Source organism: Pseudomonas gessardii, assembly GCF_001983165.1.
Classification (GTDB): domain Bacteria; phylum Pseudomonadota; class Gammaproteobacteria; order Pseudomonadales; family Pseudomonadaceae; genus Aquipseudomonas; species Aquipseudomonas gessardii.
The window spans coordinates 53,381-65,688 of sequence record NZ_MNPU01000008.1; the positions used below are offsets into that span (position 1 = coordinate 53,381).

Here is a 12,308-nt window from a genome sequence, read left to right on the forward strand (position 1 = left end):
CCTTTGACGGTCAGACCCGCCGACCCGTTGGCGGGTCATTCATCGCGAGCCGCAGTTGTGCGGCTGTTTTTCACGGCCGACCTTGAGTCGGCCGTTTCATGGGGAGTTCTTCAGTGAAACCGGTCAAAGTAGGCATCTGTGGGTTAGGGACCGTCGGTGGCGGCACCTTGAACGTACTTCAGCGTAACGCTGAGGAAATTTCCCGCCGTGCAGGGCGTGGGATTGAAGTGGCACAAATTGCCATGCGTACGCCAAAGCCTCAGTACCAAACGACCGGTATTGCGATGACCAACGATGTCTTCGATGTGGCCACCAACCCTGAAATCGATATCGTCATCGAACTGGTCGGCGGCTACACCGTCGCCCGTGAATTGGTGCTGAAGGCCATCGAAAACGGCAAGCACGTGGTCACCGCCAACAAGGCGCTGATTGCCGTGCACGGCAACGAGATCTTCGCCAAGGCCCGCGAGAAGGGCGTGATCGTGGCGTTCGAGGCGGCGGTGGCCGGCGGTATCCCGGTGATCAAGGCGATCCGCGAAGGCCTGTCGGCCAACCGCATCAATTGGGTCGCGGGCATCATCAACGGCACCGGTAACTTCATCCTCACCGAAATGCGCGAGAAGGGCCGTACCTTTGAAGACGTGCTGGCCGAAGCCCAGGCCCTGGGTTACGCCGAAGCCGACCCGACCTTTGACGTGGAAGGCATCGACGCGGCGCACAAGCTGACCATCCTGGCCTCCATCGCCTTTGGGATCCCGCTGCAGTTCGACAAGGCCTACACCGAAGGCATCACCCAGCTGACCACCGCCGACGTGAACTACGCCGAAGCCCTGGGCTACCGCATCAAGCACCTGGGCGTGGCGCGCAGCACCGCGGCCGGTATCGAATTGCGCGTGCACCCGACCCTGATCCCGGCCGACCGCCTGATCGCCAACGTCAATGGCGTGATGAACGCGGTGATGGTCAATGGCGATGCGGCGGGCTCGACCCTGTTCTACGGCGCCGGCGCCGGCATGGAGCCAACCGCTTCGTCGGTGATCGCCGATCTGGTGGACGTGGTCCGCGCCATGACCAGCGACCCGGAAAACCGCGTGCCGCACCTGGCCTTCCAGCCGGATTCGCTGTCGGCGCACCCGATCCTGCCGATCGAAGCCTGCGAAAGCTCCTATTACCTGCGGATCCAGGCCAAGGATCACCCGGGCGTGTTGGCCCAGGTGGCCAGCATCCTGTCGGAGCGCGGTATCAATATTGAGTCGATCATGCAGAAGGAAGTCGAAGAACACGACGGCCTGGTGCCCATGATCCTGCTGACCCACCGTGTGCTGGAACAGCATATGAACGATGCCATTGCCGCGCTGGAAGCCTTGCAGGGCGTGGTTGGGCCGGTGGTGCGGATTCGCGTCGAACACCTGAACTAACGATAGGTTGCAGAGGCCGCCGAGGTTCGGCGGCCGCTGTTCAAGAATGTTGTAGAGGAGCCAGTCATGCGCTACATCAGCACCCGCGGCCAGGCACCGGCCCTGAATTTTGAAGACGTCCTGCTGGCAGGCCTCGCCACTGACGGCGGCCTGTACGTGCCGGAAAACCTGCCACGCTTTACCCAGGAAGAAATCGCCTCGTGGGCCGGCCTGCCGTACCACGAGCTGGCGTTCCGGGTCATGCGCCCGTTCGTCACCGGCAGCATCCCCGATGCCGATTTCAAGAAGATCCTCGAAGAAACCTACGGCGTGTTTTCCCACAACGCCATTGCCCCGCTGCGTCAGCTCAATGGCAATGAATGGGTGTTGGAGCTGTTCCACGGCCCGACCCTGGCATTCAAGGATTTCGCCCTGCAACTGCTCGGCCGCCTGTTGGACTACGTGTTGGCCAAGCGTGGCGAGCGCGTGGTGATCATCGGCGCCACCTCCGGTGATACCGGCTCGGCGGCCATCGAAGGCTGCAAGCACTGCGAAAACGTCGACATCTTCATCCTGCACCCGCACAACCGTGTATCGGACGTGCAGCGCCGGCAGATGACCACCCTCTTTGGCGAGAACATCCACAACATCGCCGTCGAAGGCAACTTCGATGACTGCCAGGAGATGGTCAAGGCCAGCTTTGCCGACCAGAGTTTCCTCAAGGGCACGCGCCTGGTCGCGGTGAACTCGATCAACTGGGCGCGGATCATGGCCCAGATCGTCTACTACTTCCACGCTTCGCTGCAGTTGGGCGGGCCGGCGCGTTCGGTGTCGTTCTCGGTGCCGACCGGCAACTTCGGCGATATCTTCGCCGGCTACCTGGCCCGCAACATGGGGCTGCCGATCAACCAGTTGATCGTCGCCACCAACCGCAACGACATCCTGCACCGCTTTATGAGCGGCAACCAGTACGTCAAGGAAACCCTGCACGCCACTCTGTCGCCGTCGATGGACATCATGGTGTCGTCGAACTTCGAGCGTTTGCTGTTCGATATGCACGGTCGCAACGGTGCAGCCCTGGCCGGCCTGATGGACAGCTTCAAGCAGGGTGGTGGTTTCAGCGTCGATCAGGAGCGCTGGACCGAGACCCGCAAGCTGTTCGACTCCCTGGCCGTGGACGATGCCCAGACGTGCGAGACCATCGCCGAAGTCTATGCCCAGACCGGCGAACTGCTGGACCCGCACACCGCCATTGGCGTCAAGGCCGCGCGCGAATGCCGCCGCAGCCTGGATATCCCGATGGTCATCCTCGGCACGGCGCACCCGGTGAAATTCCCCGAAGCGGTGCAGAAGGCCGGTGTCGGCGAGGCCCTGGCGTTGCCGCCGCACCTGGCTGACCTGTTCGAGCGGGAAGAGCGTTGCACGGTGCTGCCTAATGACCTGAAGGCTATCCAGGCGTTTGTCAGCCAGCATGGCAATCGTGGGAAACCGCTCTGAGTCTTGGCTGACTCAAGGCTGTTCGCTTGAAAAAACGGCGTTTACCCAGGAATGGGAAACGTCGTTTTTATTTGGGGTACAGCGCTCACCGCATCACCAATGTGGGAGCGGGCTTGCTCGCGATAGCCGTGTGCCAGGCGCAGTATGTGCTGGCTGACCCACCGCAATCGCGAGCAAGCCCGCTCCCACAGGGGGGTGTCGCTTGGCGTAAGGCTATGCTGTGTGCGCAATAACCAACAAGGAAACCCACACGGTGCGGTTCACGATTCGATGGCTCCAGTGCCTACTGAGCCTGCTACTGCTCGGCCACCTGCCTGCAAGCCTGGCCGCTGTCAGCCTGCCGTTCAATCTGGTGCCGGCGTTTATCAGCCTGGCGCCCATGCCCCTGGCACCCGCCGAGCAGCAATGGCTGGGGCAGCACCGCACCTTGAAAGTGGGGATCTCCATCGATGATTACCAACCCATCGACATCACCCGCGACCGCAATCGCTACCAGGGCATCAGCGCCGACTACCTGAGCCTGGTGGGCGCGCGGCTCGGCGTGCCGATGCAAGTGATGGGCTTCGCCGAGCGGGCCCAGGCCGTGGAAGCGTTGCGCGCCGGCAGCATCGATATCCTCACCAGCGCCAATGGCTATGAACGTGACGTGCCCGGCCTGGCCTTTACCGCCGACTATATGCCCGACCGTTCGGTCGTGGTGGTGCGCGGTGACGACGCCACGCAAAACGACGCGCTCGCGGACAAGAAGCTGGTGTTGCTCGATGGTTATGCCAACGTCAAGAACGTGCATGCGGCCTACCCGCACAGCCACATCATGTTGGCCCCCAACCTCTACAGCGGCCTGGAAGCCCTGGAGCATGGCGATGTGGATGCCTTTATCGGCAATGAAGTGATCGTGCGCGCCTACCAGTCCCTGCGCCCTTATCTGAATATGCAGATCAAGGAGCAAAGCCGCCTGGCGCCGATTGGTTTTGCCTTTGCCACACGTCAGGCCGACCCCTTGCTGGGCAAGATGCTGGACCGCGCGCTGCTGAGCATCGAGGACTCGGTGCGCCGGGAGATCCTGGCCCGCTGGACCACGGGCCTGGGGGTGGACGTGGTCGGTGAACGTATCCCGTTGTCGGCCGCCGAGCAGGCCTGGGTACTGCAACATCCCCATGTGGTGGTGGTGGCCCAGCAGTACTCGCCTTATGTGTTCAAGGACAAGGATGGGCGCTGGGTCGGGTTGAATGTGGACCTGCTCAACCGCCTCTCGCGCATGACCGGTTTGCAGTTCGTCATGGAGGAAGTGTTTTCTACCGCCCAGACCCTGGCCGCCCTGGAAAAGGGCAGCGCGGATATGAGCAGCACCCTGGTGGAAAATACCGAGCGCCGGCGGTTCCTGGACTTCAGTCACGGCTTTGGTGGCGCCGGCTGGGTATTTGTCGAACGTCTTGATCGCCCGCCGCTGACCCGTCTCGGCCAGCTCTCGGGCGAGGTGTTGGCGCTGCCGGCGCGGCATGTGCTGGAAGGTTACATCCGTCGCGAATACCCGGCGATCCGCCTGCGCTCGGTCGCCAACTACAGCGAGGCCCGCGCCCTGGTGGCCCGGGGGGACGCGGCCGCGACCATCCAGAGTGAAGTGGAGGTGCAGAGTTACCCGGCCGATGAGTTGCGGGCCGGTCGCAGCGTCGATGGCAAGTGGTCCAGTGACAGCCTGGCGGTGCGCAAGGATCATCCCGAGTTGCTGAGTATTTTGAACAAGGCCCTGGAAGCGTTGCCGGTGGCCGAGTTGAGCGCCCTGCGCCTGCGCTGGATGGGGACGGTGGCGGTGCCGGTGCCCGCCTGGCAGCGCGTGCCGCCGTGGGCCTATTGGACAGTCGCCACGGCCCTGCTGTTTGTGCTGGTGTCACTGCTGTGGAACAGCCGGCTCAAGCGCCAGATCCGCCAGCGCGTCGAGGCGCAGCGGCGGCTCAATGACCAGTTGGCCTTCAAGCGCGCCCTGTTCGACGGCATGCCCAACCCGGTGTTTGCGCGCGACCTCGAAGGCCGCCTGCTCACCTGCAACAAAAGCTATGAGCAACAGTTGGCCACCCGGCTTGAGCAGATCCAGGGCCTGACCCTGCCAGAAAGTGGAATATTGCCTGGCGCTACCGCCTGGCGCCTGCACAGGGGGCATATGGAGCAACTGGCCACGCAGCAGTCGCTGTTTATCGACCGGCAATTGGAGTTCAACGGCGGCATCGCCCATGTCTACCAATGGACTGTGCCGTTTTACGATGCCGGGGGCCAGTTGCAGGGGCTGCTGGGCGGTTGGGTCGATATCAACGAGCGCAAGGTTTTGGAAACCCAGCTGATGGATGCACGTTGCGCCGCCGATGAGGCGAACTATGCCAAGAGCGCCTTTGTGTCGAACCTCAGCCATGAAATCCGCACACCGATGACGGCGATTATCGGCCTGCTGGAACTGGAGCAAGAACGCGCCCTGGCCGCAGGCATGCCGGTCTCCGAGGGGCTGCGGGTGGCCCATCGTTCGGCCCGCGAGCTGATCGACTTGATGGGCGATAGCCTGGACCTGGCAAAGATCGAAGCCGGCCATCTGCAACTGGCGCCCCAGACCACTGACCTGAAAGGCTTCTTCGAGGGGATCCAGCGGCTGTTTGAAGCCACCGCGCAGAAAAAGGGTTTGCACCTGACCCTGGCCTTCGCCCCCCAGGCGCAAGGCTTTTACTGGTTCGACCCACTGCGCCTGCGCCAGGTCATGCACAACCTGCTGGGCAATGCGCTCAAGTTCACGCAGCAGGGCGAAGTGCGCGTGCGGGTAGCGTGCCAGGTGGATGGGGAGGGGCACGAATACCTGCACCTGTGCGTCGAAGACACCGGCCCCGGTATCAGCTCCGAACAGCAGGCGCGGGTGTTCCGGCCGTTTATCCAGGGCAGTCCGCTGACGGCCGCCGAACATGGCGGCACCGGGTTGGGCTTGAGCATCTGCCAGCAACTGGTGGACTTGATGGGCGGGCAAATCACCCTGCACAGTGCCTTGGGCGAAGGCACCACGGTGTGCATCGACCTGCGCCTGGACCGGGTCGGCAGTGACGATCTGCCCGCGCCGGCGGCCACCGTGCCTTTGCTGCCAGCAGGCCGGGCCTTGTCGGTGCTGATTGTCGACGACCTGCCGGCCAACCGCCTGGTGCTGGCTCAGCAGTTGCAATTCCTCGGCCATCAGGTGGTGGGCCTCGATAGCGCCGAGGCCGCGTTGCAGCGCTGGCGTAGCGAGACGTTCGACGTGCTGGTGACCGATTGTCATATGCCGGGCATGTCCGGTTATGCCCTGGCCGAGGCCATTCGCCAGATAGAGGCCCAGGAACAGCGCCCGCGCTGCGCGTTGCTTGGCTGCACCGCTGATGCCCAGGACGACGAAGACCCGCGTGGCCAGCGGGCGGGGATGGATGCGCTGCTGGTCAAGCCGGTGACCCTGGAACAGTGGCGCCAGGTGCTGGCCCGGGTCACGGCCGTGCCGGCCTTCGACCTGCAGGCCCTGCGCAAGATGACCCAGGCCGACGGGCCGATCCTGCAAAGCATGCTGCAGGAACTGGCGAACAACCTTGAGCACGAGCACCGCCTGCTGGGCAACGCCATGGCCGAGCACGACCTGGCGCAGTTGCGGGCCAGCCTGCATCGCCTCAAGGGTATTTGTTGCCTGGTGGATGCGCTGCCATTGGCCAAGGCCTGCGTTGCCCTGGACACCTGTGCGCGGGAGCACCGTGCCGATGAACTGGCGCAGCATTGGCCAATCTTGTCTGCGACCTTGCTGACGCTGCGACAGGAAATCGAGCCGTATCTGAAGCAAGAATAGGACTCGTCCTATGGGGGCTTGCCCAGGTTTTGGCTAATGTGGGCGATCTTGCACGTAGCCCCAGAGTTTTCCATGCGCTCACTCAAAGTCCTGATTCTCGAAGACCACCCGTTCCAACTGATGGCCCTGCACCAGATGCTCAATGCCAACGGCGTGTTCAACGTACTCACGGCCGAAAGCGTCGAGGTCGCCCGCCAGTCGCTGGCGAGCAAGGGCCCGGTGGATATCGCCATCTGCGATCTGTACCTGGAGCACGGCGACTCACTGGGGCTGATCCGCGAAATGGCCGAGCAGGGCCTGGCCCAGGTCCTGGTGCTGTTGAGCGATGCCGATCGCGATGTACTGGACGGCGTGGCAAGCATGGCGCGCCAGGCGGGGCTCAATGTGCTGGGGTGCATGCCCAAGCCGGCTTCCGCCACCGCCATCGGGCAAATGCTCGATGCGTGCCAACAACGCTTGCGGCCAACCCCGCAGGCCTTGTCCTGGGAGCGCGCGTGCCAGATGCTGGGGGTGAGCGAATTGGCGACGCAGCCACTGTGCACCGAGGTTGGCGAAGCCGCCATCGAGCGTTACGCCAGCCTCTGCTACCAGCCCATCGTCAATCAGGACGGTGATCTGCAAGGCGTGGAGGCGCTGGCGCGCTGGCAAGACCCGAATCATGGCCAGTTGATGCCCAGCGAGTTTCTGCCGCTGCTGGAACTGGCGGGGCTGGAGCCGGCCTTTACCTGGTTCGTGCTGCAACAGGTGTTGCGCCTTTGCGCCCAGGTGGCCCGGGACACGGGCCGGGAACTGCCGGTGTCGGTCAATATTCCCGGGCGGCTGTTGGAGCAGGAGCACTTTGCGCTCACCCTGCAAGGGCTGTTGCAGCGCTTCGCCGTGCCCGCCCGCAACCTGACCCTGGAACTGGTGGAAACTTCGCGCCTGAAGACCGACAGCGCCCATGTCACCGGTTTGCTGCGCCTGCGGATGATCGGTTGCAAGCTGTCCATTGGCGATTTCGGCATCGGCGGGACCAGCCTGCAACGCTTGTTGGAGTTGCCGTTCACCGAATTGAAGATTCCCCCGGCGTTTGCCAGCGGGATGGCGGGGGACGAGCGCAAGTGTGCGGTGGTCGCCGGGGCCATGAGCATGGCCGGGCACCTGGGCGTCAGCGTGGTGGTGACCGGGATTGAAACCCCCGCCGACCGTGACGCGGTGCGCGCCCTGGGGCCGGCGTGGCTGCAGGGTTGCCTGATCGCCCACCCGATGAGTGCCCAGGTGCTGCAACACTGGCTGGCGCAATCTGCCGCAATTGCCTTGTAGGCAAACCTAGGCCAGCCCGTGTTCCTGCACATAGATGAACAACGCGGCATCGCTGATCAGCCCCAGCTTGCGCATGGCACTGACTTTCTGCGCGCTGACGGTCTGCTTGCTGCGGTTGAGGTGCGTGGCAATCTCGCCCACCGTCTTGCCACCCGCCAGCAGGCGGATCACTTCCAGTTCCCGGGGTGACAACTGGTGCTGCGAGTGCAGGCGGTCAGCCCCCACTGCGCCGGCCAGGGCCAGCGCCTGTTGAATGGTCCGGGCGACATAGGGCCGCTGCTGGCGCACCTGGTCGATGGCCTCGGGCAATTCGTCGGCCAGGCTGGCCTTGCTCAACAGGCCCATGACCCCCAGTTCCAGGATCGAGTGAAACAGGCCGGCGTTATTGAGCATGGTCACCACCACGATGGGCAGGTCCGGGTAATGTCGGCGCAGGTGTTCGATCAGGCGCAGGCCGTCGGCCTGGGGTTCGGCAGGCATCATGAAATCGGTGACCAGCACATCGCAGGGGCAGTGTTGCAGCAGGGCGGCCAGGGCCTGGGGCGAGCTGGCCTCGCCGACGATGCGCACCTGCTCGTCGCGCTCCAGCACTGCCCGCAGACCGATAAGGAAAATCGGATGATCGTCGGCAATGACAATGCGTAAGGGCTGTTCAGACGCGTCTCTCACGGTGGACTCCGGCAATAATCAGGAGATTCTAGCCTGTTGGCGGCTGTTTTCTCTCTGTCATCTTTGCCATGCATGCTCGATAGGTTCGGCACAAAGGCGAACTTTGTGCTTTGCGCGATGCTCCTACAGATGGCGGGTTTTTTGTTTTCCCATATTGAGTGGTGATCGAGATGGAAAGTATCAGCCTATTGCTCGGCGAAGCGCTGAGCCCTTATCAGGTCACGCTGACTGCCTCGGGTGTACACGGCGAGTGCCTGGTGACGGTAAAGAGCCCGACGGGCGCTATCGTGGTCGAACGCGAAGTGGATCGTGCACAGTTGAGCGACAAGCGCGCCCTGGTGGACGTGGTGGACTGCCTGCACCGCGACCTGAAAATCGCCGAAGGGCGCCTGGAACCCTCGGTGATCGCGGCCTTGCGCAACGCGGCCCAGACGCGCGCCACCGCCCAGGCATGAAGAAGTTTTTATCTTTGGAACCTTCCTACAGGAGGGTGAGTCAGACCCTGTAACAGCAAGATCAAGCATTGTGCTCCGGTGCTTGTAGCTTGTTGTACTGGTCTTTGTAGGCCACGTTTAACCCCGAGTTGTCTCCCCACTGCTCGGGGTTTCTTTTTGCCTGGGATTTATCACGGCAGCGGTGTTTCGCTGAAAAAACTCGGGTTGTCCTTGAGGTATTGCGCGCGCTTGAGCGGGTCCAGCCCGTTGGCGTAGGACTCAAGCAGCGCCTCCTGTGGAATATTCTGCAACTCGCGGTTGATATAGCTGATGGCCTGGCGCCCCAGCGCGGTGTTCGAGCAACCGATATGGATGCGCTGATAGCGCGGCATGCCCTTGATCGGATAGAACAGCAGGTCCTGGGGATCCATGCCTTGTTGCGCGGCCTGGTAGCGGATTTCCGTCCAGTACCCCAGCACCGCCTCCAACCTTCCCAGGCGCTGCATCTGCAACAGGCTGCCCAGGGCATCGTTGCCGTAATGCGGCGCCAGCCAGCGCGGGTCGGCGTGGCTCAACTGTTCATCTACACCGGGGCCGTAGCTGCGTTCGGCAACGACCCCAAGACGCAACTGCTGCGCCTGGAGCAACTTCGCCAGATCGAACGTGCCATCGGCCACATAGGGCGCCAGGGCGTCCTGCTGATTGCGGCGGATCGCAATGCCATTGCTTAACATCGCAAACGCCGGCCCTGAAAAGACGATGGTTTTTGCCCGTGCCGGCGTCCACACCAACGACGGGTCGCAGGTGAAGGAGGGCGCCAGCAGCATTTGCATGCCGCGGGCGCGGTTGACATGCAGGATCTGATGGCGGTACTGCGGCAGGTGCTCAATCAACAACGGCAGCAGCTTATCCACACTGCCCTGGCCCTTTTGCGGCCCCTCCAAAATAGTCATCGGCGGCAGGTCGCGCACCAGCCAGGTCAAGGTCTCTTGCGCCTGGGTCGATAGCGGCAGCGCCCCAAGCAGCGGGGTAATAAGCCATAAGCGCCGCAGCGCCCTGATGCAACGGCCGGCCATTATCTTGAGCATGCTCCGCACGGCATCAGATCGCGCCATCCTTGCGCAAACGGGCCACGGCGCTGCTGTCGTAGCCCAGAGCTTGCAGGATCACGGCATTGTGCTCGCCCAGCTGCGGCCCGACCCACTCGCAACTGCCTGGGGTGTCGGAAAGCTTGGGCACGATGCCGGGCATCTTGAAATCCTTGCCGTCGGGCAACTGGGCCTTGAGGAACATTTCCCGGGCCAGGTATTGCGGGTCGCCGAGCATATCTTCGGCGCTGTAGATCCGGCTGGCAGGCACCTGGGCCAGGTTCAACTGCTCCACCACCTGGGCCAGTGGCAAGCTGTTGACCCAGCGGTCGATCACGCCGTACAACTCGTCGCGCCGGCTATCGCGGCCATCGTTGCTGGCCAGTTGCGGGTCATTGGCCAGGTCCTCACGGCCAATGGCCATCATGAAGCGCTGGAAGATCGCATCGCCATTGGCGCCAATCTGCACATGCTTGCCGTCGCAGGTGGTATGGATCGATGACGGGGTAATGCCCGGCATGATGTTGCCGGTGCGCTCGCGGATAAACCCGAACACATCGAACTCGGGGATCATGCTTTCCATCATCGCGAAGATCGCTTCGTACAGCGCCACATCCACCACCTGGCCGAGGCCACCGTTGACCTCGCGATGGCGCAAGGCCATGAGCGCGCCAATCACCGCCCACAGCGCGGCGATGGAGTCGCCGATGGAAATCCCGGTGCGCACCGGCGGGCGGTCCTCGAACCCGGTGATATAGCGCAGGCCGCCCATGGACTCACCGACCGCGCCGAAGCCCGGTTGATCCTTCATCGGCCCGGTCTGGCCAAAGCCCGAGAGCCGCACCATCACCAGCTTGGGGTTGAGGGCGTGCAGGGTGTCCCAGTCCAGGCCGAGTTTTTCCAGGACGCCGGGGCGGAAATTCTCGATCAGGATATCGGCGTCTGCCAGCAGTTGCTTGAGGATCGCCAGGCCGTCCGGGTGCTTGAGGTTCAGGGTCAGGGACTGTTTATTGCGCGCCTGGACAAACCACCACAGCGAGGTGCCTTCATACAGCTTGCGCCATTTGCGCAGCGGGTCGCCGCCGTCGGGGGATTCGACCTTGATCACGTCGGCCCCGAACTCGGCGCAAATGCGCGAGGCGAACGGGCCGGCGATCAGGGTGCCCAGTTCGATGACTTTCAGGCCGGCAAGCGGTTTGGCGGTAAACGACATGAGGCTCCTTAACAAGCGCGGGAAGGTGTGTATTGCCTTTTAACATAGGCGAGCGGTGCAGGGATAAGGATGATGGCGCGCAGGATTCGTTGAATGGCCCCGCCATCGGTTAGACTGGCCGCCTTTCCCAGTCTCTAGAAGTCCGTTCATGGCCCAGCCGTCCACGACCTACAAGTTTGAACTCAACCTGACCGACCTCGATCGTTCGGTGTACGAGAGCGTCAAGCAAACCATCGCCCGTCACCCCTCGGAAACCGAAGAGCGCATGACCGTGCGTTTGCTGGCCTACGCCCTTTGGTACAACGAGCAGTTGTCGTTTGGTCGTGGACTGTCAGATGTAGACGAGCCAGCCCTGTGGGAAAAAAGCCTGGATGATCGGGTTTTGCACTGGATCGAAGTCGGCCAGCCCGATGCCGACCGCCTAACCTGGTGTTCGCGCCGTACCGAGCGCACCAGCCTGCTGGCCTACGGTAGCCTGCGGGTGTGGGAAGGCAAGGTGGTGCCGGTGGCCAACAACCTGAAAAACGTGCACATCGCCGCCGTGCCCCAGGAGGTCCTGGAGACCCTGGCCAAGGACATGCCCCGGGTGATCAAGTGGGACGTGATGATCAGCGAAGGCACGATCTTCGTCACCGACGACCGCGGCCAGCACGAAGTGCAGCTGCAATGGCTGGTCGGCGAACGCGGCTGATGATGTCAGGACGGGTTTGTGCGGGAGCTGGCTTGTGTGGGAGCGGGCTTGCCCGCGATAGCGATGTGTCAGTCGGCTTATCTTTAACTGATCCACCGCAATCGCGGGCAAGCCCGCTCCCACCCAAGCCCCTCACACACCGTTGATGTTCGTCGTTACTCGTAGTGTTTTTTAACCGTTGT

General features: G+C 62.9%; 9 protein-coding genes. 6 read left to right on the forward strand and 3 right to left on the reverse strand.

Annotation, left to right across the window (positions count from 1 at the left end; genetic code table 11):
* Window positions 1-113: 113 nt before the first annotated feature.
* The 4 genes from BLL38_RS08245 (at window position 114) to BLL38_RS08260 (ending at window position 8,031) form a co-directional block, all read left to right on the forward strand.
* A complete protein-coding gene (locus BLL38_RS08245) occupies window positions 114-1,418 on the forward strand; it encodes a homoserine dehydrogenase (protein WP_076962113.1) in 1,305 nt (434 codons plus the stop codon).
* A 66-nt stretch (window positions 1,419-1,484) separates the two neighbouring features.
* Window positions 1,485-2,894 carry a threonine synthase gene (gene thrC, locus BLL38_RS08250; protein ID WP_076962114.1) on the forward strand — a complete coding sequence of 470 codons (1,410 nt, stop codon included), beginning with the start codon at window positions 1,485-1,487 and terminating at the stop codon, window positions 2,892-2,894.
* 253 nt (window positions 2,895-3,147) lie between these two features.
* Window positions 3,148-6,729 carry a transporter substrate-binding domain-containing protein gene (locus BLL38_RS08255; protein WP_076962115.1) on the forward strand — a complete coding sequence of 1,194 codons (3,582 nt, stop codon included), beginning with the start codon at window positions 3,148-3,150 and terminating at the stop codon, window positions 6,727-6,729.
* A 72-nt stretch (window positions 6,730-6,801) separates the two neighbouring features.
* Window positions 6,802-8,031 (forward strand): EAL domain-containing response regulator, encoded by a 1,230-nt coding sequence (locus BLL38_RS08260; protein WP_076962197.1) that lies wholly within the window; start codon window positions 6,802-6,804, stop codon window positions 8,029-8,031.
* A 6-nt stretch (window positions 8,032-8,037) separates the two neighbouring features.
* On the opposite strand, the gene BLL38_RS08265 is transcribed toward BLL38_RS08260, so the two are convergent.
* Window positions 8,038-8,700, reverse strand: coding sequence for a response regulator (locus BLL38_RS08265; protein WP_076962116.1), 663 nt, complete (start codon window positions 8,698-8,700; stop codon window positions 8,038-8,040).
* Between the two features lie 170 nt (window positions 8,701-8,870).
* Between BLL38_RS08265 and BLL38_RS08270 the strand changes: the two genes are divergently transcribed.
* Entirely contained in the window at window positions 8,871-9,155 is a 285-nt protein-coding gene (locus BLL38_RS08270) for a DUF3509 domain-containing protein (protein ID WP_090412780.1), read from the forward strand.
* A 170-nt stretch (window positions 9,156-9,325) separates the two neighbouring features.
* Here the strand turns inward: BLL38_RS08270 and BLL38_RS08275 are convergent, their stop codons facing one another.
* Together BLL38_RS08275 and BLL38_RS08280 are read right to left on the reverse strand one after the other, a co-directional pair.
* A complete protein-coding gene (locus BLL38_RS08275; protein ID WP_236309057.1) occupies window positions 9,326-10,222 on the reverse strand; it encodes a TIGR02285 family protein in 897 nt (298 codons plus the stop codon).
* 13 nt (window positions 10,223-10,235) lie between these two features.
* Entirely contained in the window at window positions 10,236-11,435 is a 1,200-nt protein-coding gene (locus BLL38_RS08280; protein WP_076962118.1) for a CaiB/BaiF CoA transferase family protein, read from the reverse strand.
* 148 nt (window positions 11,436-11,583) lie between these two features.
* On the opposite strand from BLL38_RS08280, the gene BLL38_RS08285 reads away from it, so the two are divergent.
* On the forward strand, window positions 11,584-12,126 hold the full coding sequence (locus BLL38_RS08285) for a YaeQ family protein (RefSeq protein WP_032858231.1): 543 nt from the start codon (window positions 11,584-11,586) through the stop codon (window positions 12,124-12,126).
* Window positions 12,127-12,308 lie beyond the last annotated feature (182 nt).